Below are 25712 nucleotides of genomic sequence, written 5' to 3'. Positions count from 1 at the left end.
AGATTTTAGGCAACTTGATTTTTTGAATTTTTAAAATATGGAATTATCTCTTCGCTAATTTTATGCATTGACTCTATAGTTTCATTTTGTTCTTGTCCAAAACTTGAGCTTATTATAAATTCGTCTACTCCAGCCTCTGCATAGATACTTAATTTATCAATCAATTCATTTATAGGACAAATAAGCAAATTATCTTTCATTTCTTCAAAACTTTGTTTTCTAGGTAATGGAATTATGTTTCCATTTTTAACTTTTCCGGGTCCTGTAAACATATTATCAAAACGTTTATAGTATTCATAAGCAAGCTTATTTTTTATCTCTGCATCTTTTTCATCTTTTGCAACAAACATCATTCTTTGCATAGAAAGTTTTAGTAATTTTCCTTTTTCACCTAATTCTTCACATCCATCTCTAAATGCATTAACCCTTTCCATCAAAAGTTCTCTTGTTCCAGAAAGCACCGTTGATTGAACATGAAACCCTCTCAATGCTGCATTTTTAATACTTTTAGGATCCATTGCGGCTATCATAATTGGGATAGGTTGTGTAATTGGTCTCGGCATAATTGTTAAAGCTTCAAAATTATAATATTTGCCACTAAAAGAAACTTCTTCCTCGCTAAGTAGCTTTTGAAGAACTTCTAAAGATTCGGTAAACTTTTCTTTTGAATGCTCAATGGGTGTACCTAATCTTTTCATTTCCCATGGAAATGCTCCTCTTGCAACACCTAAGATTAATCTTCCGTCAGTTAAAATATCTGCTGTTGCAACTTCACCAGCATATGTTCTCATATCATGCAAAGGTAAAACTGCTACACTAGTTGAAATTGAAATATTTTTTGTTAATGAAGCTATTTTTACTGCCATTTGTAATGGTGATGGCATCATTAGTAAGTTTATTAAATGATGTTCTGGTATAGATACTTTTTTATAACCAAGCTTTTCTGCCAAAATAGATTGTTCAATCATATTTTGAAAATGTACTTTTGATCCAACATTGGGATTTGGCATATAACTTGTTAAAAAATGGTTAAAGTCCATTAAGAAATTATATACTTATGAGTGACTAATCCAAATAGTTTTTGTTTGAAGAAAAGAATTAAGTGCTTCAGTTCCTTGATCTCTAGATAATGATCCAGATTGTTTATATCCTCCAAATGGAGTTTTAATGTCTCCTTCAGAAAACGTGTTAACTGATACTGTTCCACAAGGTAGACTTTTTGCTAGATGAAAAGCCCTATCTATATCTTGAGTAAATACGCTAGCATGTAGTCCATATTTCGAATTACTTGCAACCTTTAAGGCTTCTTCATCATTTTTAACTGTTAGAACGCCAAGAACAGGGCCAAAAATTTCTTCCTGCGCAATAGTCATATTTTCTTTTAACCCATCAAATAAAGTTGGTTTTGCATAAAATCCTTTTTGCTTATTATCTGAAACTCCACCAAATAAAAGTTTTGCACCCTCATCAATTCCTTTTTGAATATATCCATCAACAGTTTGTAAGTGTCCTTTTGAAATCATAGAGCCCATATTTGATTTTAAATTTAATGGATCGCCTACTTTTAATTTTTTTACTTTTTTAGAAACTTTATCTAAAAATTCATCTTTAACCTTTTTATGAACAATCTGTCTCATATTTGCAGAACAGTTTTGACCGCCATTCCAAAAAGCTGAATTTATTGCATTATCAATTAAGTCATCATTAATCTTAGCATCTTCTAAAACTATAAATGGACTTTTTCCTCCCATCTCAAGTGCAACTGGCTTTAAATTACTTTCACTTGAATATTTTAGAAAATAACCACCAACTTCAGTTGAGCCTGTAAAAGAAACCGCATCAACATCTTTATGTCGACCAAGAGCTTCGCCAACATCCCCATAACCAGGCAATATATTTAAAACTCCATCTGGTATACCAGCTTCTTGGGCAATTTTAGCAACTCTTATAGCCGTAAGTGGAGTATCTTCAGCTGGCTTAATAATTACTGAACAACCAGCTGCTAAGGCTGGAGCCATTTTCCAAACTGCCATCATTAAAGGAAAATTCCAAGGAACAATTCCAGCTACAACTCCAATAGGTTCTTTAACTATTAAACTTGTAATTGATGGCTCTGTTGGGCCAACTTTTCCAAATACTTTATCAATTAATTCTCCATACCACTGAAAATGCATTGGTGCATCGTTTGCTACTTCATTAATGCAGTCTGCTATTAATTTTCCTGTATCAACACATTCTAAAACAGAATTTTCATCTCCATGTTTTCTAAGCAACTCAGCAAATTTTAATAAAACTTCTTTTCTATGTTCAGGTGAACTTCTTGACCAAACTCCGCTATTAAAAGCTTTTCTTGAAACTTTTACTGCTAAATTGACATCTTTATGATTACATTTTGCAACAGCACAAAGTTTTTCTCCTGTAGCGGGATTTATAGTTTCAAATTTTTTTCCATCAATTGCATTTACATATTTTCCATTAATAAATGCTCTTCCTTCAAATTTTAGTTTTTTTGCAATGGCTTTATAATTTACTGGCATGATTTTTGTAGACTAATATTTATAATAAAAACTAGCAATATATAATTATTTAATCAATATAAATAAATATGTCTTTAAAAGAAAAATGAAAGCTAATCTTTAAATTCTAAAAGTTGATTAAGAGTATTGTGTTTTTTTAATGCTTTAAGAAATAGAGAGAGTTCATTTAATTCTTTAATTGCAAATGGTTTTATTGCTTCTTCAACTTTATCTGTAGGAAGTAAACCATCTTTTCTTGAATAATTAATGAGTTTTTTTTTTCTTAAAATTCCAATTTTTCTCCTTACTGTTTCCTTAGGTAATTGCATTATATTTGCTAATGCAAAAATAGTAAGTTTTTTTTCTGTATAAAGTTTATCAATTTTTTTTGATCTTGTTTGTTCCCACAAACTATCCCAATTACTTCCTTCTTTCGTGTTATGTTTTATATAATGAGACCCGACACAAGACATGATCATAAATGTTTCATAATCAATGCCAATCATTGATTGAGAGTCTATGAATTGTCTGTTACGAAAATGCATTAAGTGAAACAAAGTTTCACCATAAGCATCAATTTTTTTTTTCATTAAAATAATGAAAAGTTAGTCAGGATTATTCGTTAAAGTTTTAATTTCTAAGACATTTTCATTTGGATCTTTTACAAAAAATGTTTCCTGCTCATATTTTGTACCTTTAAATCTTAAATATGGCTCATCATAATATTTTGTGCCATTGTCTTTAAGTCTGTTTTTTAAAGTATCAAAATCTTTTCTCGATAAATGTACACCAAAGTGAGGTACTGAAACATTTCCCATATCAACGTCATGTCTTTCATTATCAAGTTTATGTTCACTTGCGTGAAGAGTTAATTCATTTCCCCAAAAATCTACATCAGCCCATTCTTGAGCAGAATTGTCCAATCTACATCCTAAGGTTTCACTATAAAATTTCTTTGCCGTTTCCAAATCACCACATGGGATTGCTAAATGAAAACAGTTTGTGTTTCTGTACATAATTACTCCTTTAATAAATAGATTTAGTTACTATATAACCCATTAATTAAATATCAAGATAGCAAATAAATATGAGTGAATTTTTACAATCTATAATTAATAGAGATCCTGCAGCAAAATCAAAAATAAGTTTAATTTTAACTTACCCGGGTGTAAAAGCAGTTTTTTTTCATAGAATTGCTAATTTTTTTTCTGTTGCAAAATTTGACTTAATTGCCAGAATAATTTCACAATTTTCAAGGTTTTTAACTGGAATTGAAATTCATCCAAAAGCAAATATTGGAAAAAACTTATTCATTGATCATGGTATGGGAGTTGTAATTGGTGAAACATCTAAAATTGCTGACAATGTAACTATTTATCATAATGTAACCTTAGGTGGAATTGCACCTAGTATTAATTCTGATTACCAAAGAGATATGAAAAGACATCCAACATTAGAAGACAACGTTGTTGTTGGTTCAGGAGCTCAAATATTAGGACCGATTACGATAGGTAAAAATTCTTTAATTGGATCTAATTCAGTAGTCACAAAAAACGTACCTGAAAAATCTGTAATGGCTGGAATTCCAGCAAAAAGAGTTGGGGATGCCTCAAAAGGATTTAAACCTTATGCTGTGACGGATGAAGAAAAAGATTAATGAAAAATATAAAAAATAATTTTATTGAATCAATTGGTAACACTCCTCTAATAAAACTTAAAGCAGCTTCTGAAATTACTGGATGTAATATTTATGGTAAAGCTGAATTTTTAAATCCTGGAGGATCAGTAAAAGATAGAGCAGCGCTTGCTTTAATAAAAGATGCTCAAGAAAAAAAATTAATTTCAAAAGGTGGTATTGTTGTTGAAGGTACTGCGGGAAATACAGGAATTGGATTGGGGCTATTAGGAAATTCACTGGGTTATAAAACAATTATTGTGATGAATGATAATCAAACTCAAGAGAAAAAAGATTTACTTAGAAATCTGGGTGCAGAGTTAAGATTAGTTCCAGCAAAACCTTATAAAGATGACAATAATTATATTAAAGTTGCATCAAGACTAGCAGATGAACTTAAATCATCAAATAATAACGGGGTAATATGGGCTAACCAATTTGATAATACTGCTAATGCTAAAGGTCATTATGAAGGTACAGGTCAAGAGATTTGGGAACAAACTGAAGGGAAGGTTGATGCGTTTGTGTGTTCTTCTGGAACTGGTGGCACTATTTCAGGTGTAAGCAATGCTCTTAAAGAAAAAAATAAAGATATCAAAATCTATCTATCAGACCCAAGTGGATCTTCACTTTATAATTATATTAAAAACGGTGAATTAAAATCTGAAGGTGGATCGATCACAGAGGGCATTGGTTCTAGTAGAATAACAAAAAATTTTGGAGAAGCTAAAATTGATGATGCATATTCTATAGATGATCACGAGTCTTTACCTATTCTTTATGATCTAATTCAAAATGAAGGTTTAAGTTTAGGTACAAGTTGTGGAGTAAACATTGCAGGGGCAATAAGACTTGGTAAAGAATTAGGTCCTGGAAAAACTATAGTTACGATCTTATGTGATCGAAGTGATAAATACTCAACAAAAATGTTTAATAAAGAGTTTCTTGAAGAAAAAGGTTTACCCTACCCTAGTTGGCTTTAGATATAAATTTTATCCGATAATCCGTAGATAAGGACTGCACTTAATATTGTAAAAACTAATGGTGCTATAACTCCTTCATTAGAGTCGTTCATAACACCAGTTTTATCAATCTTAATTGAATAAGTATTAACTATTAGAATACAAAGATTTTGCACGAAAACTAAATTAAAAAATGCCCAAGTTCCTTCAACTCCATTTGGTCTTACAAACAAAATATAAATTGCCATCAAAAATGAGCCAAGAAATAAAGCTCCAGCCATTCTCATAATCGTAGCTGCTGACGCATCTATTTCAAATTTTTCTCTAAATTTTTTGTTTCCTATTATCATTTGATAAGCATAAGCACCTACACCAATAAAATGTAGTAAAAAAATAATTAAATAAAAAATTCCATTAAAATTTTCAATCATAAATAATTCTTATCACAAATTTTTTTTAATGCGAATATTTAGAACAAAATAAACTATTTTAAGTTTTAAATCCCATTTGAGGTATTTTTCAATTTATAATTGAATGAATTTTTTGCATACATGTTATTCAAATATGACGCACGACCTTTTAACAAATATGTAACAAGATGCTAATAAGGATAACATCTAATATTAGCAGAGGAGGTCAATGAAAGTAATTTACACTAGAACAATGAGAGTAAAAGATGATAGCTTAGGAAAAGCTATGGAGATTGGAAGAGGTTTAGCGACAGTTAGAAAAAAACATTACCCTAACCATGAAGTTTATTTTTCATTTCAAATGGGTGGAGATCCAAGAACAATAAGAGAAACTTTAATTGGAACTATGTTCGAAGGTGATAATGAAGCTGATGCGAATATGTCAGCTGACCCTGAATATCAAAAACTTCAAGAACAATTAAAAGATGTTGCAATAGAAGGAACTATTGAAGATGAGATAAGACCTATCTTTAGTGAATAGATAAATTAAGGAGATAACATGGTAAAAATAGTTGGAAGCTTTGAGGTAAATGATTGGGTACATTGGAAAAAAACCTTCGATGCTCATTCAGAGGCTAGAGAAAAAGCTAATATCAAGTCAATTTATGTGGGTAACGAATTAGAAAATAATAATAAAGTTCACATTGTAATGGAAACACCTGAAGTGGATACAATGCAAAAATTTATGCAGGAACCACTAAATCAGGAATTAATCAAACAATCAGGTCACAAACAAGAGACAACCATAATGGTTGCTTGCTCAGACTAATAAAAGAAAGGAATAAAAATGAAAACAATAATATCTACAATAATTTTAAGTTTAATATCAACTCTATCTTTTGCTGATGGACATACATCAGGAAAATTTAATGCAAGTGGTATGGGTGCATGGAAAGTAAATGTAATGAATGCTGGTAAAGGTGATATGTCAGTTACATACGATGGTATTGCAGGTTTATCAGATGATACTGCTGATAGTATTTTTAATAAATCAACAATGCATTGTATTGGTGGATTAACTTTACAGGCTGGTAAATTTACAGATGAAACTGGTATGTGTAGGTTTGATTTATTTGATGGTGAAAGCGTTTACATGAAATATGAAGGTGAAGGAACTGGTGGAGTTGGTGGAACTGGTACTTTCGAAATTATAAAAGGAACTGGAAAATATGAAAATATTACTGGTTCTGGTTTTTCAAGTAGACAAAACTTAAAATCTAAAGCTCCAGGATTTTCTACTTCAATGAACCAAATGTCTGGTGAATACAAATATTAAGATTATGAAAAAAATATATTTAATTATAATTTCAGTAATACTTATCACAAACTCATATGCAGGTATGAATGACTCAGATAAAGAAAAAGCTTGGGACTGCAGCGGTATATACATGGCAAATTACTTTTTACCATCTGGTGAGACATTTGAATATAGTATGAAAGAAAAATCAATGGCTTCAGTTAAAGTTTTTAAAGCTTACGCTTTAGAAATTGGTATAGCTGAAACTAAATGGGATGAAGGAGTTAATAAAGCTGTTGATAAGCATTATGGCTCAAAATACGATAAACAAAAAACAGACGTTTGTCATACTTTTTTAGAAAACTTAATTCCTAATGGAAAAGAAAGAGTTAAAAAAGTTATACAAACGCTTTATTAATAAAGGAGAACAAATGGAAAAAGAAATGTTAGTAGTAGCTAAGTTTAAAGAAGGAGAAGGTAAATTCGAAAAGTTTATGGGATTTATGCAATCTCCTGAGGGTTTGGCTGAAAGAGCAAAAGTTGCGGTTGTAGAAAAAACAATTGGATCTGTAACTCCTGACAAAAGTGCAGTGATGTTTAAAATATTTTGTACTGACGAAGCAGCTTTGTATAAATTTATTGAAGGTACTGAAGTATCAAAACCTATTATGGATGATGTGCTTGGTAGCTACACAATCTATGATTTAACTAAAAAAAAGGAAGGATAAAAAATGAAAAACTACATGGTAACGCACACTTTTAAGTCTAAAGAAGCTAAAGCTAAAATGATAGAAGTTACTGGCTCAATGTCTATGGAAGATATGACCAAAGCAATGACAAGTGAAAATGCAAAATGTCAAATGAGCTGGAGCACACCGGGTGATAATTTAACTATGTATTGTTGGTGGAAAGGTACTGATCCAGATGCAATTAATAAACAATTAGAGTCTATGAATGATTTTTATGAACCTCATAAATTTGTTGAGTGTACAGATGATATTATAGATTTTAATGCTTAGTATAACTTTGGAGGAATAATGGCTGGTGTAGAAGTAAAAAATTTCGATAAGGCTGATGAAGTTAATAATAATTTTAAAAATGCCAAAATTGAAGCAGTAAAAGTTGGAAATCAAAGAGTAATGAAACTTACATTACAACCTGGTTGGCAGTGGTCTAAAGACATTAAACCAACAGTTGGTGGTGACAGTTGTCAAGCAACACATCTTGGTGTAATTGTTTCTGGAGCTGTTTGTGCTAAACATAATGATGGAACTGAATTAACTTATAAAGCTGGAGATGCATATTCAATTCAACCTGGACATGATGGATGGGTTGTTGGAAATGAAGAAGCAGTGGTCTATGAGTTCCATGGAATGTGGGGAGAATAAATATGTCAATATTAGCAAAGTATAATGCGGCTATGGAAGCAAAAGATGAAGCTGCAATGAATGAAATTTTACATGATGATTATAAGTTTACAATGCATGCATCAGGTAATGTTTTAGGAAAAGCAGATGTAATCAAATGGGCAATGAGTGGAGACATTAAGAGAGATAAAATTAGAGTTTTATTTGAAAATGATGAAATCGGTGTTGAACACGCATTTGTTACGTTTAATGATGGAAACACAGAAGCAGTGATGGCTGTATTTAAGTATCAAGATGGAAAAATGATTTCACTTGAAACAGGTGCTACAAAAATACCAAAATAAGTGAGTTGTATAGACTTCTATTTCTCGATAGGAAGTACTTATACCTATCTATCTGTCACAAGAATACTTGATGTTGAAAAAAAACATCAAGTTAAATTTAATTGGAAACCATTTTCAGTTAGAGCAATCATGCAGGAAATGAACAATATCCCATTTCCAAAAGATAAGATGAATAAAGTAAATTATATGTGGAGGGACATTGAAAGGCGTGCAGAAGGATATGGTTTTTTTGCAAAAACACCTGTTCCATACCCATTATCTGAATTTGATTTAGCTAATAAAATTGCAATTCTTGGTTTAAAAAAAGGTTGGGGAGAAAAATTTGTTATTTCAACTTATAAAAAATGGTTTCAAGAAGGTAAAGAACCAGCAATAGATCCAAGTATTTCAGAAGTTTGTGAAGAATTAAATCTTAATAAAGATGAAATAATTTCTGAATCAAAATCATCTGATATTGAAAACAAATATTCTGAAAATACTAATTCAGCAAGAGAAAATAAAATCTTTGGTAGTCCATCTTTTATTGTGAAAAATGAACTCTTTTGGGGAGATGATCGAATGGAAGATGCTATCAAGTGGTCATTTAAATAATTCTATATATTCCAACAAAATTCATTTAAAGTTAAGAATGAGTCTATTAAGTTCATATTTATTTTTAGTTTTAGCAGTTCTTTTAGGAGTAACCTCAAACAGTTTTGCTAAAAGTGCTGAAGGATTTACTCTCTTTTTTCCAAGTATTATTACAGGGATTACAATTGTTATGTGTATGTATGCCCTTTCAATGGTAATGAAAAATATTCCAATGGGGATTACTTATGCATCATTTGCAGGTTTAACAATTATTGCAACTGTAATCGTTGGAGTGTTTAGATTTAATCAGATACCAAATTTATATTCATTAATCGGTTTAGCATTAATCATTGCTGGTGTTTTGATGGTAAATTTATTGGGAGACAACTAAATATGATTTCAAAAAAATATGCACAACCTTTGTTTATGATTTTTATGTCTTTTGGAATGAGCGTTATAATGAGTGGAGTTGTTGTGGCAGTGAACACAAGTTTGTCAGATGGCTTTGTTGATAGATGGCTCTATTCTTGGATGTTTGCATTTCCAGTTGCTTTAATTGCAGCTTTTACAATGGCTCCCTTGATGAGACCCTTGGTAAATAAAATTGCATCAAAAGAATAGATTAATAGCTATCTGGTAATTTGTGACTTCCGTCATCTTGTAAAATAATTTCATATTCATGAGCTATATTAGCTAAATCAAGTGAAGAATATAAATGCGGAAAAAAATTACCGTCTGAAGCTTGCTCCCAAACTAAATGGTCTAAATTTAAAGTTTCTATTTTAAGCAATATTAGGTTTTGCTGTCCTTTGTAATATTTTTGAAGAGTGCTCTCAACCTGATCTTGACCTGAAAAATGAATATAGCCATCCTTAATATCTTTAGAGGATCCTGAATAAGTTCCAGATAATTTAGCTTTTTGCAATTCATCGTTATTAATGATTTTATAAACAAATTTTAAATTCATTTATTACCAAGATGAATTAGGTCTATTTAAGAATGCGATTTCTTCTTCAGTAGACTCTCTTCCAAGAATTTTATTTCTATGAGGGTATCTGTGGAATTGACGTATAGCTTTAGTGTGATCTTGCCAAAATTTTTTAATTTGTACATAACCTTCGTGCTCTCTTAAATATTTATTCAATAAATAATATGCCATATCATGATCTGTAATCTCTTCACTATGAATAAGAGGTAAAATCATAAAGAACCTTTGGCTTTCATTCATTGCTTCAAGATAACCAGCATAAACCGCATCATTCACAATTAGTCTTGTTTTGTGATCTTGTGCAAAAGCTTTTTTATCATCTCTAAACATATTTCTAGAGAATTGATCAAAAAGAATAACTAATGCTAGAGCGCTCATTGGTTGATCTTGCCAATCATCGTATTCATTTTGACTTGCAAGTTCATAATCATTTAAAAATCTATCTCTTATAGTTTGATCAAATGCATCATCTTTTTTAAATCTTTTCTCTGATGGTGTTTCCTTAAACCAAAAATCTAAAATTTCCTGAGCTTTAACTGGGATCATTTTGAAACCGGTTTTAACAATTTTAAAAATTTATTATGAATAATTTTATTTGAAGATACTAAAATGTTTCCAGCATTTATAGCATCTCTATTATCCCAAGTTGAAATATATCCTCCAGCAGCTTTAATTATTGGTATAAGTGGATGTATGTCCCAAATCTTATTAGAACATTGAATTACAATATCAACTCTACCTTCAGCAAGATGAGAATAGCTCAAAGCATCACTACAAGGAAATTGCATTAATTTTAAAATTTGAGGAATTTTTTTTTGTTTATTTAAGGGTAACCAACCATGGAATGCAGCTGAAACTTTTACATTTTTAAATGCAGCTTTCTTATTAACTGAAATTTTTTTTCTTATCCCATTATTAACCACATAAGCAATTTTATTCGAATAATTAAGGTAATATTTTTTGAGTACTGGAAAATTTGCTAATCCTAAAATTGGAATTCCTTTGTAATTTAGAGAAATCAAATTACTCCAAGTAGGGTTACCAATTACAAATGATCTAGTTCCATCGATTGGATCAATTATCCAAGTAAAATCACTTTTTGATTTTTTATGACCAAACTCCTCACCAATAACTTGATGGTCTGGAAATTTCTTTTTTATTTTAAGTCTTATAAATTTCTCAAAAGCCTTATCTGACGTTGTTACAGGATCGTACCCCTTTCCTTTCAGTTTATTTGAGATTTTGAATGGTTTGTTTAATTTAGAATAATAAAACCTTGTTAGTTCTTTTGCTAACTTGTTTAAAAAATTAGCATAAATAGGGTAATTTTTTGAATTAAACTGATCCACATCAAACTCTTACTATTTTATTTATGTTGAATAAAGTTAAATTTTAAATAATTCTTAGATTAATAGTATGAAAATCGAACTCAACGAAAACAAAATTTACTTTAACAACGGTTCATTAAAAAAAGAAATACATCCTTTCTGGCTAAGAGAAAGAGTTGATGGAGAGGAATTTTTAGATAAAGGAACTCAACAAAGATTATTTGATCCTACATCATTAGATAATGAAATAAGTATTAATAAAGCAAATATTAATGAAAATTTTTTAGAAATAGATTTTAATGATGGCGTAAGTTCAAAAATAGAGATTAATAAAATTGCTCAAGAATTTTCAAATGAAGATACTGTTATAAAGCCTATTACTAAAATAAAATGGGACTCAACTTTAAAAGATATAAAAAACTTTAGATATCAAGATAATTTTTTTGAGAGTAAAGAAATGCATGATTTGCTAGTGTCTTTTTATAAATATGGGTTTGTAGTAATTAAGAATATACCAACAGAAGATAATTTTATTGTAAAATTTGCAAATTCAATTGGAAGTGTGAGAAGAACTAATTTTGGAGAATATTTTGATGTAAAATCAAAACCAAATCCAAATGATTTAGCCTACACTTCACTCGCTTTAGCGCCTCATACTGATAATCCTTATCGTAATCCTGTTCCTTGTATTCAATTACTCCATTGTATAATAAGCAAAGTGTCTGGGGGGTTATCAACATTAGTAGATGGTTACACTGTTACTGAAGATTTAAAAACTGAAAATCCAGATTTTTATAAAATTTTATCCGAAGTAAAGGTTAAATTTAAATTTATTGATAAAGAAGTTGTTTTAGAAGATTGGTCTGAATTAATAAAACTAAATGATGATAAATCTTTAAAACAAATTAGGTTTAGTCCTAGATTAGATTTTGTACCAATATTAGAAAAAGAAAAACTAGATTTATATTATAGAGCACGTAAAAAATTATCTGAAATGTATAATTCAGACAAATATAGAATAGAATTTAAACTTGAGGAAAAAGATTTGATGATGATGGATAATTATAGATTACTTCATGGAAGAACCGCTTACAAAACTAGCGAAGGAGATAGATTTCTACAAGGTTGTTATATTGATTATGACAGCACTGAAGGAAAGCTGAGACATTTAAAGAGAAAATATAATTTATAACTCTATTTAGTTTTATTCTGATTTTCTATTTCTTTATATAAAGCGCTATGATCATCATTGTCATTGCCTCTTTCTACTAATGAATTAAACATCTCTTTGATTAAGCTTGAAATAGGTAGTTTTGTATCAAAATCACCTGCACACTCTAAAATATTATTCATATCTTTTAAGTGAGTTGACACTTTACCCTTAGGCGAAAAATCTTTATCTATCATTCTTTTTCCGTGATTTTGGAGAATTTTTCCATCTGCAAAACCGCCTGACAATGCTTTAATAAACTTATTTGCATCCACACCTGCTTTTTCACACAATGTAATGGCTTCTGCTACTGCTCCAATTGTAATTCCTACAATGATTTGATTAGCAAGTTTTGATACTTGGCCACTACCAATTGGACCTACTAAAGTAGGATTTCCCATGATTTTTAAAGTATCAAAAGCATAATCAAAAGTTTTTTGTTCACCACCAACCATTATGGCCAAACTTCCATCTTCTGCCCCTATGGTTCCACCAGAAACAGGTGCATCCAAAAAATTAATTCCTTTTTCTTCTAATATTTTGCCAAATTGAATTGCAATTTTTGGTTTGATTGATGACATATCAATCACTGTAGATGATGGTTTTAGATTATTTAAAAATTCTTTATCTCCTAATACTTTTTCAACAGCTTCATCATCTGTTAACATTGTGATAATAATATTGGTATCTTTGACAGCTTCACCTAAAGAACTAGATATATGTGCTCCAAGTTTTTCTAATGGTTTTGCTTTATCAAGGGTTCTGCTAAAAACTTTTAAATTTAATTTTTTTTTAAGAAGATTTGAAGCCATTGGGTAGCCCATAAGCCCCGTACCAATAAAAGCTATTTTCATTTTAGATTAGATGATTATCTTTTCATGCAATTATTAACTAGTATTGCCATTAAAATCCAAATTATAAAAGCTTCACCATTAGTGAATGTATAATCTGCTCCAGCAAATCCTGCTATAATGTTTAAAGCATAAATTATTATAGTAGATACTATTAGACTAATTGCTAAATCTCTAAGTGCACATAAATAATTCATTATTAAACCTTATACATTTTAATTAATTATGTAAACTTGAATAAGTTAGAAAAAAATTCTTAAAAAAAATTATTTGATAATGTAAAGATTAGAACAAATCAGATATCGAGAATCTACTAAAGCACTAGGTTGTATTCAAGAAATTTATTTGCTTAAAATGCAAATAAATTAATTGATAATTATAATTTAAATAATTAACTTATTTAAAGGAGGTTATTATGTTAAAACTTACACCACCTGACACTTAGCTGACAAAAAGCACATATTTCAAACAAACAAAAATAAAAATCCAAACGGATTTTAAGGCCAAAGAGGCAATTTAAGGGAGCTCTTTAGGCATTTGCTTAAAGAGCGACCCCTTCAAAAAATAAAATAATTATTATTAAACTTTTCTAATTTTTAAGATTAGCATTGGTAAAAAAGTTGCTACTAAAAAAGACCAAAATAACAATGATTGTGTTATTAAAGGTGTAAAAGTTTCTTTAGGCAACAATACCCCTACTAATAGACTTTTTGAAAAATCTGGAAATGGAAACATTAAAAATCCAGCAATTAATCCTACTACAATTGAAATATATGCAGTTTTTTCATTAATATTTTTGTTATAGAAGCTTAAGAAAACAGTTAAAACAAATGCACAACAGAACAAGTCTGCTAGTAAAAATAAATACAAAATATCATATCCTTTTGAGGCAACAATAAAAGTTATCACAGATAAAAAGATAATAAAATATTTAGATAATTTTAGATAATCAGTTTTTTTATTGAAATTAAATGTTGCCTTGCCATCTACAACAAATAAGCTTGAAATTGCATTTACTAAAGTATCAACAGTTGAAATAGTCAAAGCTAGGCCTAAAGTAACAATTATTAGCGATAATATTTCAGTTTGTTCTCTTAATAATAATGTAAAAAAACCAAGATCAGGTCTGGCACTAGAGTCAATTGAAAATGAAACCATTCCAGCAAAACCCATAAAAAAAACAATTGGTACAATAATTAAAAAAGCAATAATTAAACCTTTTTTTAGGGTTTGATAATCTTTTGCAGCATAAACTCTTTGCCAATTTCCTTGGTGAAACAAATTCGTGGCCGCAACCGCTATAAAGAAAGTTAGACCTGCAGTATAATTTGGGCTGTAAGATCTGCTTAATAATTGTGGATTTTTTTGTTCTATGTATGCAAAAGAAAACTCACTGCCGGTAAAAGAAATTATATACGTTACAGAAATTAGTAGAAGTATACCAATAACAATCATCTGAATATTATCTGTAAATATTGAGGCTCTTAATCCTCCATATAAAGTATAAGTTAAAGTAGCAAAGAGTACTATAATTGCTGTGATCCAAAGTTCAGTTCCAGAAATATAATTAATTAAAACGGCAACAGCGGTTACTTCTGCACATAAAAAAATGAACATATAAAAAATAGTCATTAGTAAAATCAATTTAAATAGACTTTTTCCAAATTTTTTTCTCATAAATTCAATTAAAGATGATCCTTTTGGAAATTCTTTTCTAATTTTTTTTCCTAAATAAATTAAAAAAATCATTGGAAAAGCTGTTCCAAGAGCATAACCGATAACTGCTCCTATCCCACCCCATGTCGCTGCAGAAGCTGGACCAAATAATATCCAAGCACCTAAAGCTGATGCAACTAAACTTGTGGTTAAAGAAAATAAACCTACGTTTCTATTTGCAGTTAGATAATTATTTATACCTTTGAACTTTTTAGTGTGATAAAGGCCTAATATGGCAAATAATAAACTAATAATTATTACTAATGATAATGATGTTGATTGACTTATAAAGTATGTTTTATCCATTATTCTCCCTTTCTGAATTACCGGACAGGTTCTTAGGGTTTAATCTCAGTCTGTTACGACACCCCTTTTTGAATTAGATATTATATTTTTAAGATTAAATAAAGCTTAATAAAATAATTTTTATTATTAATTATTTAAACTATTGAGTTTTTTGGTTCATTATTTCAATCATACATTGAGTAGCGTATTCTCGCCATTCTGACGAATTTTTATTTTTTAAACTATTCAAATGATCTCTATTACTCTGAATATCGTCTTTATATTTTAATTTATCAGCACCATTCAAATTTTTTTCCATATTAGATAAGTTTGTTTCCATTGCATTTATCCAATTTTTACCCAGCTCAAGACATTTAACATCATCTTTTTCATCACAAATTTCCTTAAAAAAATTAAAGATAACATCATCCGTCTTTATGGAGGTGTTCATTTATTGTTTATTACAAACACCAATAGAATTTGGACCACATGTTTCGCCATTAGTCCAGGTTGCTCCAATTAAATTTGCTCCTTCAAAATTGGCATTAGTAATATTTGAAGAAGTAAAATTTGCTTCCATTAAGTTTGAATTTTGAAAATTGGCCTCAATTAAAGTTGCACCCATAAAGTCAACTCTTGTTAAATTGGAGCCACTAAAATTAGTTTTTTCAAAATTTGCACCTATTGAAACGGTCTCATAAAGATTTGCTCTTACAAAAGTGGACTCCGGGAATGTCCCAAAAGATAAATTGGAATTCATCATTATACTTTTATCGAAATTTACTTGAATAAAACTTGCAAAAGATAAATTTGAATTAGGCAAATAACTTCCCTGTAAATCTTGTGCATCTGAAAATCTACAATTTGAATAATCTACTCCATCTGTCAATGGGTCGTCACATGCTGCATAGCTATTAGTGAAAAAGAATAAACTAAAAAGGATTAAAATAATTTTTTTCATGATTAATGATAGCAAATAAGAATAAATATAACAAATATAAGAATATTATAATTTTATTACTATGTTAATTTCTTTATTTGATCTTCTGCTTCTTTAATAGATTTTTTATAATTTAAAGCCATTTGATCAGCGCTTACTACATTTATTTTTTTTATACCAAAAAATTTTAAGATAAATTTTAACCAAGGTGTTAAAAAATCTTCTTTGCTATTAAGCTTTGTTCCTCCAGACGTAATAACTAAATATGCACGTTTATTTTTTAACAATCCTTCTCTTCGTCCGTTAGGTTTAAATCTAAAAGTTTCTCCCACTCTGGCAGCTAAATCTGACCATGCCTTTAAAGTTGCGGGTGGACCATAGTTATAAATTGGAGCAGATATAATGATGACATCACTTTCTTTAAGTTCTTTTACAAGTGTATCAGATAGTTTAAACATTTTTTTATGTTCTTTAGTTTGATCCTTTTTTGCAATCTTCATGCCTGACTCGGTTAATCCACTTACAAAAACCATTTCGTCATCTAAATCTCTATAAATAACTTTATCACCTGGTTTTTTAATTTTTTTTATTAATTTTTTTGCTAATGACCTAGAGGTTGAGCCTTTTTTTCTAGCACTTGAATCTATTTGATATATTTTCATAGTTTATCTTATCCAAATTTTTGTAAAAAAGGGAAAATATCTAATAAATAGTAACCCAAAATTTGCAATTGATTTGTTAAAATTAATATACCTGTAATTAAAAGAATAATTCCACCAATTTTTGAAACTAAATTTATATTCTTTTTAAAATTTTTAGAAAATATCAAGAACTTTTGTATTAAGTAGCCTGATAATATGAATGGTATTGCAAGTCCTAAAGAATAAAAGATTAAAAGCAAAACACCTTTGTTAATACTTTCCTCTGTAGCAGCTAATACTAAAATTGAACCTAAAATCGGTCCTATACAAGGTGTCCAGCCAAATGCAAAAGCCATACCAATTAAAATTGGACTATAAAAATTATTATTTGAATTAGTATGAATTCTTTTTTCAAAACTTAAAAATTTAATATTAATAATACCGATAATATGAAGTGATAGAACTATTATAACTATACCTGCAAAAATTCTAAGTTCGTTAGAATTTTGTAATAATACTTGCCCTAAAAAAGTAGAAGCCGCTCCAAAAATAACAAAAACAATTGAAAACCCAACTGTAAATAAAAAAGTTGGTATCAAATTTACATTTTTTTGATTTACTAACTCGTTCAAAGAACTACCTGAAATATAAGAAATATAACCTGGTATCAATGGAAGAACACATGGAGACAAGAAACTTATTAATCCTGCTGCAAATGCAATGAATAATTCTATCATCTATCCAGTATTCTTCATTGCTGCTGAAATACCTGCAATTGATGTTAATAAAGCATCATTTAAATATTTTTTATCAACTTTATTTTTAATTGTTTTAATCTTTTTTATCACAATTGGTTGAATAATATTTAGTACTTCAGTATAAATATTTCTGACTATTACAGATGTTCTAAATTGTTTTCTTAATTTGCTAATTTCATTAGGTGTTATTTCTTTATTAAGTTTTTTTATTACATCAAATTGAAACCTTAATCTTTTTCCTACTCTTTTTAATTTTTCATCTGCAAGATATTCTTCATAAATTTTTGATACATCAGGATCAACTTTTGAAATGACCATATCCAATATATCCAACATTGAATTGAAAAAAGGCCAATTTCTTTCCATATCATATAATGTTTTTCTAAATTCTTTTATGTTTGCATATCTTAAAGCTTCAGCGCTTCCTAACCATGCTGGTAGCATCAATCTAATTTGAGTCCATGCAAAAATCCAAGGTATAGCTCGTAGACTTTGAATATTGTCCACATTTTTTCTTTTAGATGGTCTTGAACCTATAGATAGTTTTCCTAAAGAAACATGTGGGGTTACTGTTTTAAAATATTTTATAAAATCAGAACTTTGATTGATATTTTTTCTATAAGAACTTTTTGAAATTTCTGCCATTTTTTCAATTAACGCTCTCCAAGAATCTTTCGGTTGTGGTGGTGGAATTAAAGTTGCTTCTGATACTGCTCCTATATAACTACAAAGATTATATTTTGCCAGAGGCTCATAGCCATATTTTTGTTGAATAACTTCTCCTTGATCAGTGATTCTTATTCTTCCATTAACAGAATTGGGTGGTAATGATCTCATTGTTGCCTGAATAGGTCCTCCTCCTCTTCCAGCTGAACCTCCTCTTCCATGGAAGAAAGTAATTTCAATATTAAATTTTTTTCCAAGTTTAACTATCTCTTCTTGCGCTTTATATTGGTGCCAGCTAGCACAAATCTTACCTGCATCTTTACTTGAGTCTGAATAACCAATCATTACTTCTTGTTTATGATTTATTAATTTTCTGTACCATTTATGAGAGAACAAGCTCTCCATAATAGATTTGGCATTTATTAAATCATCTAAAGTTTCAAATAAAGGAACAACTCTAAGCTTATTTTTAATTTTTGCCTCTTTTTGTAAAAAATACACTGATAAAATGTCAGATGCTGCAGATGTCATAGAAATAACATAGGCTCCAAGACATTCTGATGGCTCTTCAGCTAGAATATTAAAAGTTGACCAAACTTCACTATTTTCTCTATTTTTAAATTTGAATTTATTGATCACATTTTTGGATGAGTTTAATTTTGTTTTTAAAAAATTTATTTTTTCAATTTCAGAAAATTTTGAATAATCTTTATTATATTTCTTTTTCACAAATTCACTTATTAACTGAGAGTGTCTTGATGACTCTTGTCTAATATCTAATTTAGCTAAGTTAATACCAAAACATTTTGCTCTTCTCATTAAATCTAATAACTCTCCACTAGCTAAATTTTCATTATTATTTTGTTCTAAAGATTGTCTAACAACTCTTAAAGGTTTTAATATTTCTTCTTTAGAATTAAGTAATTTTTTTTGATCTAAAGGTTTTTTATTTACTAAATGTTGCTCAATCATTCTATGAGTTATTCTCATTTTATCTCTTAATGGTCTTAAGAAAACTCTATAAGGTTCATATGACTTACCAGTTTTCTTTAGAATTTGTTTTGAGCATTTTTCCATTGAATATGATCTAATTATTTTAGTTAAAGTTTTTTCATATAATTTTGCTGCCTCCCATCTTGAAAGTAAAATAACCTCTTTTGTTACTTTAGCAGTAACGTTAGGATTACCGTCTCTGTCTCCACCCATCCATGAACCAAACTCAATTGGATTAAAGTTTTTAGGCAATCCTTTATCCATATTTTGAACAAATATGGAGTTTAATCTTCGATAAACCTTTGGAATTGTATCCCACAAACTATCCTCAATAATTGCTAAGCCCCATCTAGCTTCATCAAATGGTGATGGTTTTACTCTTTTTAAATCATCTGTATTCCAAATAATTGTAAACTCATCGAAAAGTTTTTTATCTAATAATTTCAGTTTAGAGGGATAATTTTTTAAAAGATCTCTTTGCTCAAGTATTTCAGTAATTTTATGATATTTTTGAATTAAGGTTCTTCTTTTTACTTCAGTTGGATGTGCGGTTAATACAATACCGATATTTAGATTTTTTGCATGATTATATATTTTGCTGTCTGAAATATTCTTATTGTTAAAAAGATCTTCAAAAATTTCTTCGATAAATAAATTGCTTTTATTGATTTTTTTTTTATTATTTTCATATTCATTTAAACTTCTAGATGCATCAATCGACTCTGCTAAATTTATCAAATTCATAAAATGTGAAAAAGCTCTAGTTAATTTAAACGTATTTTTTGAATTTAAGCCTTTAATAGTACGAATAATTTTTCGGTAAGAATGTTTGCTATTTAAGTTTGTTTTATTCACCTTAGAAAGTTTTCTTATTTTTTCAACTAATTCGAAAAATTTATCACCCTCTTGATCTTTTAAAACTTTTCCAAGTATATTCCCTAAATACCTAACATTCTCTCTGAGGAGTTTTGTAGGTATTCTTTCATAGTAAAGGTCTCTTTTTTGCATTTTACTCACGATTTATTCTGAAATTACTGTTGATTTTTGTTCTCCTAAATAATCTACCTTTAAATGCATTTCATCTCCATTTTTCAAAAATTGAGGCGGATTCATTCCAAGCCCAACACCTGGTGGTGTACCTGTGGTAATAATGTCTCCAGGCATTAAAGTTATAAAATTACTTAAATGCGAAATTAAGTAATTAAAATTAAATATCATTAAACTGGTGTTGCCTGTTTGATGCCTTTTGCCATTTACATCCAATGAAAGATTTAGATTATCAATATCTTTAATATCATCTTTTGTTACTAAATAAGGTCCAAGAGGTCCAAATGTGTCTCCTGATTTACCTTTTACCCACTGACCACCTTTTTCTTTTTGCCATTCTCTTTCACTGATATCGTTACAAATACAATAGCCAAAAATAAATTCCTGAGCTTTATCTTCATTAACTCTTTTTGCTTTTTTTCCAATAATCATTGCTATTTCGACTTCATGATCTAATTTTTGTGAGTTTTTTGGAATGATCACTTCATCATTTGAACCTATAATTGAATGAACAGATTTATTAAACACAACTGGAAATTTAGGTGGCTTTGCACCAGTTTCCTCTGCGTGTTCTTTATAATTTAATCCTATAGCAAAAAAATTTCCAGGATTTGAAATACAAGCACCTATTCTTACATCAGGGTCTATTTCAGGTAATGTGTCAAGATCTAGTTCTTTAATTTGATTTATTGTATTAAAATTTAATGTGTTTGGATTGAAATCATCAAAATGCTTTGAAAGATCTCTAATTTTATTTTGATGATCTAAGATAGCTGTCGTCTCTTTATTTTTTTCACCTACTCTTAATAACTTCATTTTTGCAATAGAATAATTAACCCTTTATACCTAAATGAGTGTATTTAACATTTAGATAATCTTTTATTGCCATGGATCCACCTTCTCTTCCATATCCACTTTGTTTAATTCCTCCAAAAGGTGCTTCGGCAATTGCAACAAAGCCTGTATTAACAGCAACAGATCCTGTCTCTAGTTGTTCAGATGCTAAATGAGCTGTTTCCATTGAGTTTGTACAAACATAACTACACAATCCTAGCTCATGATTATTGGCTCTTTCAATTACTTCATCAAAAGATTTAAAAGATAACATAGGAACTAAAGGTCCAAAGGGTTCTTCTTTCATTATGGTGAAGTCATCTTTTACCTCATCGAAAATTGTTGGTTCATAAAAAAATCCTTTGTTAAAACCAGCTGGTCTTTTTCCGCCCAATAGAACTTTTGCTCCTTCTTGTTTAGTTTTTTCAACTAATGCTTCAACTTCATTTAATCTTTTTTGGGTTGTTAATGGACCTAATTGAGTATCAGGATCCATACCATTGCCAATTTTTAATTTTTTTGTTTTTTCTATAAATAAATCTATAAATTCATTTTTCTTATTTTCATGAATATAAAATCTATTAGGTGAAATACATACTTGTCCATTATTTCTAAATTTAGCAGCAATTGCCATATCAGTTGCTTTTTTTACATCAGCATCATCAAATACGATAAAAGGTGAATGGCCACTTAATTCCATTGTAACTCTTTGAACCTTATCTGCAGCTTGTTTTAGTATTAGTTTTCCAACTCTGACTGAGCCAGTGATTGAAATTTTTTTAATAATATCAGATTGAATTAATTGAGAGGCTATACTTGGTGGATCACCAGATAACAAATTAATTGCTCCTGGTGGAACGCCACATTCTCTACAAATATCTACTAATTCCATTACTATGCCAGGTGTAATAGTGTCAGGTTTAATTATTACTGAACAACCAGCTGCAAGAGCTGTAGAAATTTTTCTTGCAGCTAAAATAAGAGGAAAATTCCAAGGTGATAATGCAGCAACAACTCCAACCGGTTGGTAATACACATGAACTCTTGTATCTTCAAACCTACTTTCTATTGTTTGACCAAAAATTCTTTTTGTTTCTTCAGCATTCCATTCAAAAATATCTGCTGCTCCATTAGTTTCTCCAATACCTTCTGCTAAAGGCTTTCCATTTTCTAAAGTCATCCATTTTGCAAGAAGATCTTTTTTTTCTCTCATTTTGTCAGCGATCTTTCTCAAAACATATGACCTTTGCCAAGGTGGAATTTTTCTCCAAACTTTTAATCCTTGTTCGGCTGACTGTAATGCTCGTTGGACATCAGCAGAAGAAGCTTTTGAAGCATGACCTAAAACTTCCTCAGTTGCAGGATTGATTACTTCATAAGTTTCTCCATTTTCAGAGGGCGACCAATTGCCATCGATAAATTGTCCAAAGTTTTCGTACATAATTTGCTAACTCTTAAGTTGAAATAAATAAATAATTAATAAATTCTTAACAAATATGATTTAATCTTTCAAATTAATAAAGAAAGGAAAAAATTATGGCAAAATATTTTGTTATGGGAAATTATACCCCGAAAGCTTTTCAAGGTTTTATTAAAGATCCAACTCAAGATAGATCAGCTGCAGTAAAAGCATTAACTGAGTCTGCTGGTGGTAAATTAGAGTCGTTTGCTATAACAAGAGGTCAGTATGACTTTTGTGCAGTAACATCTGGTGATATGCCTTTTGAAAACTTTGCTGGTGTTAAATTAGCCGTAGAGGCAAGTGGCACAGTAGAAAATATGATTATCCTTGAAGAAATGGACATGAATAAAGCTGCTGAACAAGCTGCAAAATCAATGTCTGGTTACAAGCCAGCTGGTTAATTATTTAAATTAACTTCCAGTTTGTAGAAATTGGAAGTTAATTAACTTCATATAAAGTAGGAAACATTTTTCCCCCTAAACTATCACCTTCTTTATAACCGCCATCCTGCATAGCATTACGATAATTAAAACTTGTCCAATCACCAACATAATTAATCTTGGTGTCTTCTTTTGCAACTCTTAACGTATATCTACTTAAAGTCTTCTGTGGAATTGATGAGCTAAGTGTTCCATGAAGTGTTCTCATATCAAAAATTACAGCATCTCCTAATTGGCAATCCCACTGTAAAAATTCATACTTATCTTTATTGCCTAAAATATCTGGTGGAAGTTCATATTTTTTTCCATCAATTGTACATTCATTTCCCTCTACTTTATGTCCATCTTTAAAAAGTACTCTTAAAAAAAGTTTATTCCATAAATGAGAACCTTTTACCCATACCACACCTTCATTTTTACCAGTAGGTTGAAGAGGTAACCAAAGAACACACATAGTTCCATCCATATCAAAATAACTAATATCATGATGAAAGGGTGTTGAAGATTTAGAACCAGCTTCTCGCAAAAACCAATTATCCATAACCAAATTAATCTTTTTTGCTTCCATCAATTCAGAAGCTATTTTTGCATATGGAGAATTGAATACAAAATCCTTAAACTCTGGAACTAAATCCCATGTCCAATAATCCTCTAAATATTTAGGAACATTTTCTTCAATGGTGTGAGATTTAAATCTAGGGCTGGGGTTTTTTATGTCTCTTTCAATACCTTTTTTTAGTTTATTAATCCAATCGACATCAAACGCATTTTTTAAAAATATTGCACCATCGTTTTTAAATTGGGTAATTTGATCATTAGTTAAAATTTTGTCCATGATTTATCTTAAAATATAATATAAAAAAACATCAATGAAAACACTTACAGATAGTTTTGGAAGAAAATTTCCATATATAAGATTGTCTATTACTGATGTCTGCAATTATAAATGCACCTACTGTTTACCACAGGGGTACAAAAAAACACCAGGTGATACTAGAAGTTTTATGTCAGGTGAAGAAATATCAAGATTAACCAAAGCATTATCAGAATTGGGTGTTTGTAAGATTAGGCTTACAGGTGGAGAACCAACGGTTAGAAAAGATTTTTTTGATATTCTTAAAGATATGAAACAAAATTCGAATATTCCAAAGATAACAATGACCACAAATGGTTACCGATTAAATAAAATTGCTAAACAATTGTATGAGTTAGGACTGGATGGAATTAATATTAGTATAGATAGTTTAAATAGAGAGACTTTTAAAAAACTTACTAGTCATGACAGACTTCCTGAGATTTTAGAAGGGATTAAAATCCTACAAGATCTTAATTTCAAAAACATCAAAGTTAATGCAGTTTTACTGAAAGATATAAACGATACACGTGAAGATTTTGAAAAATTTGGAAATTTTATAAAAAATAATGAAATAGATTTTAGATTTATAGAATTGATGCAAACTGGAGATAATTTAGATTATTTTAAAAAAAATCATGTCTCCTCAAAAATATTTAGAGATTATTTAGAAAATAATAATTGGATTTATCAAACTTTTGGGAAAGATGCGGGCCCATCATTAAACTTTATTCACCCAGAATACAAAGGTAAATTTGGTTTAATTGCGCCTTATTCAAAAGATTTTTGTAAAACATGTAATAGATTAAGAATTACTTCAAGAGGCGACTTAAGATTATGTTTGTTTGGAAATACTGGAATTAGCATTCGACATTTATTACAAAAAGATGATCAAAAACATGAGCTTGTAGATCTTATTTTAAAACAATTACATCTTAAAAAAGAGTCTCATTATTTGGAGCTTGGTGACACAGGATTAACAAAAAATTTGTCAACAACAGGTGGTTAATATGAAAAACTTAAAAGTTATTAATAAAGATGAGTTAAAAGATTGGGCAGATGAAATTTTTAAAAAAAATTCATTTAATATGGTTAATGTCTCTTCAAAAAAAGAAACTTTTAGAAGAGCATTAGCCTCAGGTAAGATTTATGTTGGAAAACAAGTGTTTGATTTAATTAGCAATAAAAAAATGCCAAAAGGAGATCCAACTACTTTAGCTGAAATTTCTGCTGTGTTAGGTGTAAAAAAAACAAGTGAATTAATACCTTTGTGTCATCCTTTGCCAATTGACCATATTGCAACAAAAATAATGATGAATGATAAAGATAATTCTCTTGAAGTTTTTTGTGTTGTTTCAGCTGTTGCAAAAACTGGCGTTGAGATGGAAGCAATTATGGGTGTGAATGCCGCATTAATTACAATTTACGATTTAAGTAAAATAGTCAATCCACATCTTAAAATTGATAATATCAAATTACTAATTAAAGAAGGTGGAAAAAGTGGTTTATGGACAAACCCTGATGGTCTTCCAGAATTTTTAAAAGATATATTTTAAATC

The 25712-nt window shown here is 29.5% G+C and carries 36 protein-coding genes; 17 read left to right on the top strand and 19 right to left on the bottom strand.

All coding sequences use genetic code 11. The features are described from left to right. Positions 1–5 precede the first annotated feature (5 nt). The 4 genes from PB7211_RS03625 to PB7211_RS03610 all read right to left on the bottom strand — a co-directional run bounded on the left by PB7211_RS03625 (position 6) and on the right by PB7211_RS03610 (position 3532). Entirely contained in the window at positions 6–1040 is a 1035-nt protein-coding gene (locus tag PB7211_RS03625; RefSeq protein WP_008545569.1) for an LLM class flavin-dependent oxidoreductase, read from the bottom strand. A 15-nt stretch (positions 1041–1055) separates the two neighbouring features. Further along, on the bottom strand, positions 1056–2537 hold the full coding sequence (locus PB7211_RS03620) for an aldehyde dehydrogenase (RefSeq protein WP_008545637.1): 1482 nt from the start codon (positions 2535–2537) through the stop codon (positions 1056–1058). Positions 2538–2629: 92 nt separating this feature from the next. Continuing rightward, a complete protein-coding gene (locus PB7211_RS03615; RefSeq protein WP_008544110.1) occupies positions 2630–3106 on the bottom strand; it encodes a hypothetical protein in 477 nt (158 codons plus the stop codon). A 15-nt stretch (positions 3107–3121) separates the two neighbouring features. Further along, positions 3122–3532: a VOC family protein gene (locus tag PB7211_RS03610; protein ID WP_008545436.1), complete on the bottom strand. Its 411-nt coding sequence runs from the start codon at positions 3530–3532 to the stop codon at positions 3122–3124. A 71-nt stretch (positions 3533–3603) separates the two neighbouring features. Between PB7211_RS03610 and epsC the strand changes: the two genes are divergently transcribed. Both epsC and PB7211_RS03600 read left to right on the top strand, forming a co-directional pair. Beyond that, the gene (gene epsC / locus PB7211_RS03605) at positions 3604–4173 is read left to right on the top strand and encodes a serine O-acetyltransferase EpsC (protein WP_008546122.1); all 570 of its coding nucleotides are present in this window, start codon (positions 3604–3606) and stop codon (positions 4171–4173) included. Continuing rightward, positions 4173–5174, top strand: a complete 1002-nt coding sequence (locus PB7211_RS03600) for a cysteine synthase A (protein WP_008545995.1) — start codon at positions 4173–4175, stop codon at positions 5172–5174. The genes epsC and PB7211_RS03600 overlap by 1 nt, the downstream gene beginning before the upstream one ends. Here the strand turns inward: PB7211_RS03600 and PB7211_RS03595 are convergent. Further along, on the bottom strand, positions 5171–5584 hold the full coding sequence (locus tag PB7211_RS03595; protein WP_008544723.1) for a hypothetical protein: 414 nt from the start codon (positions 5582–5584) through the stop codon (positions 5171–5173). The two genes, PB7211_RS03600 and PB7211_RS03595, sit on opposite strands and share 4 nt — an antisense overlap. 208 nt (positions 5585–5792) lie before the next feature. On the opposite strand from PB7211_RS03595, the gene PB7211_RS03590 reads away from it, so the two are divergent. Genes PB7211_RS03590 through PB7211_RS03540 form a run of 11 tightly spaced genes read left to right on the top strand, consistent with a single transcriptional unit; the run spans position 5793 to position 9762 of the window. Further along, the gene (locus PB7211_RS03590; protein WP_008544585.1) at positions 5793–6104 is read left to right on the top strand and encodes a hypothetical protein; all 312 of its coding nucleotides are present in this window, start codon (positions 5793–5795) and stop codon (positions 6102–6104) included. A gap of 18 nt (positions 6105–6122) precedes the next feature. Further along, positions 6123–6392 (top strand): DUF3764 family protein, encoded by a 270-nt coding sequence (locus PB7211_RS03585; RefSeq protein WP_008545783.1) that lies wholly within the window; start codon positions 6123–6125, stop codon positions 6390–6392. A gap of 18 nt (positions 6393–6410) precedes the next feature. Next, positions 6411–6899 (top strand): hypothetical protein, encoded by a 489-nt coding sequence (locus PB7211_RS03580; RefSeq protein WP_008545418.1) that lies wholly within the window; start codon positions 6411–6413, stop codon positions 6897–6899. 4 nt (positions 6900–6903) lie between these two features. Next, positions 6904–7278, top strand: a complete 375-nt coding sequence (locus PB7211_RS03575; RefSeq protein ID WP_008545287.1) for a hypothetical protein — start codon at positions 6904–6906, stop codon at positions 7276–7278. A 13-nt stretch (positions 7279–7291) separates the two neighbouring features. Further along, a complete protein-coding gene (locus tag PB7211_RS03570; RefSeq protein WP_008545604.1) occupies positions 7292–7588 on the top strand; it encodes a hypothetical protein in 297 nt (98 codons plus the stop codon). Between the two features lie 3 nt (positions 7589–7591). Further along, positions 7592–7879, top strand: a complete 288-nt coding sequence (locus PB7211_RS03565; protein WP_008544872.1) for a hypothetical protein — start codon at positions 7592–7594, stop codon at positions 7877–7879. A gap of 18 nt (positions 7880–7897) precedes the next feature. Then, positions 7898–8248: a cupin domain-containing protein gene (locus tag PB7211_RS03560; RefSeq protein WP_008546009.1), complete on the top strand. Its 351-nt coding sequence runs from the start codon at positions 7898–7900 to the stop codon at positions 8246–8248. A 2-nt stretch (positions 8249–8250) separates the two neighbouring features. Then, positions 8251–8571 carry a nuclear transport factor 2 family protein gene (locus tag PB7211_RS03555; RefSeq protein WP_008545511.1) on the top strand — a complete coding sequence of 107 codons (321 nt, stop codon included), beginning with the start codon at positions 8251–8253 and terminating at the stop codon, positions 8569–8571. After that, the gene (locus PB7211_RS03550) at positions 8572–9162 is read left to right on the top strand and encodes a 2-hydroxychromene-2-carboxylate isomerase (RefSeq protein WP_034398950.1); all 591 of its coding nucleotides are present in this window, start codon (positions 8572–8574) and stop codon (positions 9160–9162) included. A 37-nt stretch (positions 9163–9199) separates the two neighbouring features. Beyond that, on the top strand, positions 9200–9532 hold the full coding sequence (locus PB7211_RS03545; protein WP_008544316.1) for a DMT family transporter: 333 nt from the start codon (positions 9200–9202) through the stop codon (positions 9530–9532). 2 nt (positions 9533–9534) lie between these two features. Further along, positions 9535–9762 (top strand): DUF2798 domain-containing protein, encoded by a 228-nt coding sequence (locus tag PB7211_RS03540; protein WP_008544328.1) that lies wholly within the window; start codon positions 9535–9537, stop codon positions 9760–9762. Between the two features lies 1 nt (position 9763). Here PB7211_RS03540 and PB7211_RS03535 read toward each other — a convergent pair whose 3' ends face one another. From PB7211_RS03535 to PB7211_RS03525, 3 genes are read right to left on the bottom strand one after another with little or no spacing between them, the layout of a single operon-like run. Continuing rightward, positions 9764–10108, bottom strand: a complete 345-nt coding sequence (locus PB7211_RS03535) for a DUF952 domain-containing protein (protein ID WP_008544181.1) — start codon at positions 10106–10108, stop codon at positions 9764–9766. Positions 10109–10111: 3 nt separating this feature from the next. Beyond that, on the bottom strand, positions 10112–10675 hold the full coding sequence (locus PB7211_RS03530; protein ID WP_008544388.1) for a DUF924 family protein: 564 nt from the start codon (positions 10673–10675) through the stop codon (positions 10112–10114). After that, positions 10672–11478, bottom strand: a complete 807-nt coding sequence (locus PB7211_RS03525) for an inositol monophosphatase family protein (protein ID WP_008545855.1) — start codon at positions 11476–11478, stop codon at positions 10672–10674. The genes PB7211_RS03530 and PB7211_RS03525 overlap by 4 nt, the downstream gene beginning before the upstream one ends. A gap of 67 nt (positions 11479–11545) precedes the next feature. Between PB7211_RS03525 and PB7211_RS03520 the strand changes: the two genes are divergently transcribed. Further along, complete coding sequence (locus PB7211_RS03520; protein ID WP_008544627.1) at positions 11546–12649, top strand: TauD/TfdA family dioxygenase; 1104 nt, start codon at positions 11546–11548, stop codon at positions 12647–12649. 2 nt (positions 12650–12651) lie between these two features. Here the strand turns inward: PB7211_RS03520 and PB7211_RS03515 are convergent, their stop codons facing one another. From PB7211_RS03515 to PB7211_RS03470, 10 genes are all read right to left on the bottom strand, one after another. Further along, positions 12652–13521 carry an NAD(P)-dependent oxidoreductase gene (locus tag PB7211_RS03515; RefSeq protein WP_008545022.1) on the bottom strand — a complete coding sequence of 290 codons (870 nt, stop codon included), beginning with the start codon at positions 13519–13521 and terminating at the stop codon, positions 12652–12654. 14 nt (positions 13522–13535) lie between these two features. Continuing rightward, complete coding sequence (locus PB7211_RS03510; RefSeq protein WP_008544623.1) at positions 13536–13715, bottom strand: hypothetical protein; 180 nt, start codon at positions 13713–13715, stop codon at positions 13536–13538. A 382-nt stretch (positions 13716–14097) separates the two neighbouring features. Next, on the bottom strand, positions 14098–15540 hold the full coding sequence (locus PB7211_RS03505) for a sodium:solute symporter family transporter (protein ID WP_008544569.1): 1443 nt from the start codon (positions 15538–15540) through the stop codon (positions 14098–14100). A gap of 139 nt (positions 15541–15679) precedes the next feature. Beyond that, on the bottom strand, positions 15680–15970 hold the full coding sequence (locus PB7211_RS03500; RefSeq protein WP_029454877.1) for a hypothetical protein: 291 nt from the start codon (positions 15968–15970) through the stop codon (positions 15680–15682). Further along, positions 15971–16480 carry a pentapeptide repeat-containing protein gene (locus PB7211_RS03495; RefSeq protein WP_008545742.1) on the bottom strand — a complete coding sequence of 170 codons (510 nt, stop codon included), beginning with the start codon at positions 16478–16480 and terminating at the stop codon, positions 15971–15973. It abuts the gene before it with no gap. Between the two features lie 59 nt (positions 16481–16539). Beyond that, a complete protein-coding gene (locus PB7211_RS03490) occupies positions 16540–17121 on the bottom strand; it encodes an FMN-dependent NADH-azoreductase (RefSeq protein ID WP_008545594.1) in 582 nt (193 codons plus the stop codon). Positions 17122–17129: 8 nt separating this feature from the next. After that, the gene (locus PB7211_RS03485) at positions 17130–17837 is read right to left on the bottom strand and encodes a cytochrome c biogenesis CcdA family protein (RefSeq protein ID WP_029454943.1); all 708 of its coding nucleotides are present in this window, start codon (positions 17835–17837) and stop codon (positions 17130–17132) included. Beyond that, the gene (gene ppc / locus PB7211_RS03480; protein WP_008544758.1) at positions 17838–20525 is read right to left on the bottom strand and encodes a phosphoenolpyruvate carboxylase; all 2688 of its coding nucleotides are present in this window, start codon (positions 20523–20525) and stop codon (positions 17838–17840) included. Between the two features lie 12 nt (positions 20526–20537). Continuing rightward, positions 20538–21380 carry a fumarylacetoacetate hydrolase family protein gene (locus PB7211_RS03475; protein ID WP_008545653.1) on the bottom strand — a complete coding sequence of 281 codons (843 nt, stop codon included), beginning with the start codon at positions 21378–21380 and terminating at the stop codon, positions 20538–20540. Between the two features lie 16 nt (positions 21381–21396). Next, positions 21397–22839: an NAD-dependent succinate-semialdehyde dehydrogenase gene (locus tag PB7211_RS03470; RefSeq protein WP_008544964.1), complete on the bottom strand. Its 1443-nt coding sequence runs from the start codon at positions 22837–22839 to the stop codon at positions 21397–21399. Between the two features lie 95 nt (positions 22840–22934). Between PB7211_RS03470 and PB7211_RS03465 the strand changes: the two genes are divergently transcribed. Beyond that, positions 22935–23261: a GYD domain-containing protein gene (locus PB7211_RS03465; RefSeq protein WP_008545041.1), complete on the top strand. Its 327-nt coding sequence runs from the start codon at positions 22935–22937 to the stop codon at positions 23259–23261. 37 nt (positions 23262–23298) lie between these two features. On the opposite strand, the gene PB7211_RS03460 is transcribed toward PB7211_RS03465, so the two are convergent. Beyond that, positions 23299–24135, bottom strand: coding sequence for a phytanoyl-CoA dioxygenase family protein (locus PB7211_RS03460; RefSeq protein WP_008544694.1), 837 nt, complete (start codon positions 24133–24135; stop codon positions 23299–23301). A gap of 34 nt (positions 24136–24169) precedes the next feature. On the opposite strand from PB7211_RS03460, the gene moaA reads away from it, so the two are divergent. Together moaA and moaC are read left to right on the top strand one after the other, a co-directional pair. After that, positions 24170–25162, top strand: a complete 993-nt coding sequence (moaA, locus tag PB7211_RS03455) for a GTP 3',8-cyclase MoaA (protein ID WP_034398946.1) — start codon at positions 24170–24172, stop codon at positions 25160–25162. Between the two features lies 1 nt (position 25163). After that, positions 25164–25709, top strand: coding sequence for a cyclic pyranopterin monophosphate synthase MoaC (gene moaC / locus PB7211_RS03450; protein WP_008544070.1), 546 nt, complete (start codon positions 25164–25166; stop codon positions 25707–25709). Positions 25710–25712 lie beyond the last annotated feature (3 nt).

The sequence above is a fragment of the Candidatus Pelagibacter sp. HTCC7211 genome, assembly GCF_000155895.1.
Classification (GTDB): domain Bacteria; phylum Pseudomonadota; class Alphaproteobacteria; order Pelagibacterales; family Pelagibacteraceae; genus Pelagibacter.
Note: the sequence above shows the minus strand (reverse complement) of the source record. Positions and strands in the feature narration are given on the sequence as shown.

Excerpts from the sequence above, each read along its gene's own strand:
- PB7211_RS03625 (WP_008545569.1), bottom strand. The coding sequence starts at position 1,040 with ATGGACTTTAACCATTTTTTAACAAGTTATATGCCAAATCCCAATGTT.
- PB7211_RS03620 (WP_008545637.1), bottom strand. The coding sequence starts at position 2,537 with ATGCCAGTAAATTATAAAGCCATTGCAAAAAAACTAAAATTTGAAGGA.
- PB7211_RS03615 (WP_008544110.1), bottom strand. The coding sequence starts at position 3,106 with ATGAAAAAAAAAATTGATGCTTATGGTGAAACTTTGTTTCACTTAATG.
- PB7211_RS03610 (WP_008545436.1), bottom strand. The coding sequence starts at position 3,532 with ATGTACAGAAACACAAACTGTTTTCATTTAGCAATCCCATGTGGTGAT.
- epsC (WP_008546122.1), top strand. The coding sequence starts at position 3,604 with ATGAGTGAATTTTTACAATCTATAATTAATAGAGATCCTGCAGCAAAA.
- PB7211_RS03600 (WP_008545995.1), top strand. The coding sequence starts at position 4,173 with ATGAAAAATATAAAAAATAATTTTATTGAATCAATTGGTAACACTCCT.
- PB7211_RS03595 (WP_008544723.1), bottom strand. The coding sequence starts at position 5,584 with ATGATTGAAAATTTTAATGGAATTTTTTATTTAATTATTTTTTTACTA.
- PB7211_RS03590 (WP_008544585.1), top strand. The coding sequence starts at position 5,793 with ATGAAAGTAATTTACACTAGAACAATGAGAGTAAAAGATGATAGCTTA.
- PB7211_RS03585 (WP_008545783.1), top strand. The coding sequence starts at position 6,123 with ATGGTAAAAATAGTTGGAAGCTTTGAGGTAAATGATTGGGTACATTGG.
- PB7211_RS03580 (WP_008545418.1), top strand. The coding sequence starts at position 6,411 with ATGAAAACAATAATATCTACAATAATTTTAAGTTTAATATCAACTCTA.
- PB7211_RS03575 (WP_008545287.1), top strand. The coding sequence starts at position 6,904 with ATGAAAAAAATATATTTAATTATAATTTCAGTAATACTTATCACAAAC.
- PB7211_RS03570 (WP_008545604.1), top strand. The coding sequence starts at position 7,292 with ATGGAAAAAGAAATGTTAGTAGTAGCTAAGTTTAAAGAAGGAGAAGGT.
- PB7211_RS03565 (WP_008544872.1), top strand. The coding sequence starts at position 7,592 with ATGAAAAACTACATGGTAACGCACACTTTTAAGTCTAAAGAAGCTAAA.
- PB7211_RS03560 (WP_008546009.1), top strand. The coding sequence starts at position 7,898 with ATGGCTGGTGTAGAAGTAAAAAATTTCGATAAGGCTGATGAAGTTAAT.
- PB7211_RS03555 (WP_008545511.1), top strand. The coding sequence starts at position 8,251 with ATGTCAATATTAGCAAAGTATAATGCGGCTATGGAAGCAAAAGATGAA.
- PB7211_RS03545 (WP_008544316.1), top strand. The coding sequence starts at position 9,200 with ATGAGTCTATTAAGTTCATATTTATTTTTAGTTTTAGCAGTTCTTTTA.
- PB7211_RS03540 (WP_008544328.1), top strand. The coding sequence starts at position 9,535 with ATGATTTCAAAAAAATATGCACAACCTTTGTTTATGATTTTTATGTCT.
- PB7211_RS03535 (WP_008544181.1), bottom strand. The coding sequence starts at position 10,108 with ATGAATTTAAAATTTGTTTATAAAATCATTAATAACGATGAATTGCAA.
- PB7211_RS03530 (WP_008544388.1), bottom strand. The coding sequence starts at position 10,675 with ATGATCCCAGTTAAAGCTCAGGAAATTTTAGATTTTTGGTTTAAGGAA.
- PB7211_RS03520 (WP_008544627.1), top strand. The coding sequence starts at position 11,546 with ATGAAAATCGAACTCAACGAAAACAAAATTTACTTTAACAACGGTTCA.
- PB7211_RS03515 (WP_008545022.1), bottom strand. The coding sequence starts at position 13,521 with ATGAAAATAGCTTTTATTGGTACGGGGCTTATGGGCTACCCAATGGCT.
- PB7211_RS03510 (WP_008544623.1), bottom strand. The coding sequence starts at position 13,715 with ATGAATTATTTATGTGCACTTAGAGATTTAGCAATTAGTCTAATAGTA.
- PB7211_RS03505 (WP_008544569.1), bottom strand. The coding sequence starts at position 15,540 with ATGGATAAAACATACTTTATAAGTCAATCAACATCATTATCATTAGTA.
- PB7211_RS03500 (WP_029454877.1), bottom strand. The coding sequence starts at position 15,970 with ATGAACACCTCCATAAAGACGGATGATGTTATCTTTAATTTTTTTAAG.
- PB7211_RS03495 (WP_008545742.1), bottom strand. The coding sequence starts at position 16,480 with ATGAAAAAAATTATTTTAATCCTTTTTAGTTTATTCTTTTTCACTAAT.
- PB7211_RS03490 (WP_008545594.1), bottom strand. The coding sequence starts at position 17,121 with ATGAAAATATATCAAATAGATTCAAGTGCTAGAAAAAAAGGCTCAACC.
- PB7211_RS03485 (WP_029454943.1), bottom strand. The coding sequence starts at position 17,837 with ATGATAGAATTATTCATTGCATTTGCAGCAGGATTAATAAGTTTCTTG.
- ppc (WP_008544758.1), bottom strand. The coding sequence starts at position 20,525 with ATGCAAAAAAGAGACCTTTACTATGAAAGAATACCTACAAAACTCCTC.
- PB7211_RS03475 (WP_008545653.1), bottom strand. The coding sequence starts at position 21,380 with ATGAAGTTATTAAGAGTAGGTGAAAAAAATAAAGAGACGACAGCTATC.
- PB7211_RS03470 (WP_008544964.1), bottom strand. The coding sequence starts at position 22,839 with ATGTACGAAAACTTTGGACAATTTATCGATGGCAATTGGTCGCCCTCT.
- PB7211_RS03465 (WP_008545041.1), top strand. The coding sequence starts at position 22,935 with ATGGCAAAATATTTTGTTATGGGAAATTATACCCCGAAAGCTTTTCAA.
- PB7211_RS03460 (WP_008544694.1), bottom strand. The coding sequence starts at position 24,135 with ATGGACAAAATTTTAACTAATGATCAAATTACCCAATTTAAAAACGAT.
- moaA (WP_034398946.1), top strand. The coding sequence starts at position 24,170 with ATGAAAACACTTACAGATAGTTTTGGAAGAAAATTTCCATATATAAGA.
- moaC (WP_008544070.1), top strand. The coding sequence starts at position 25,164 with ATGAAAAACTTAAAAGTTATTAATAAAGATGAGTTAAAAGATTGGGCA.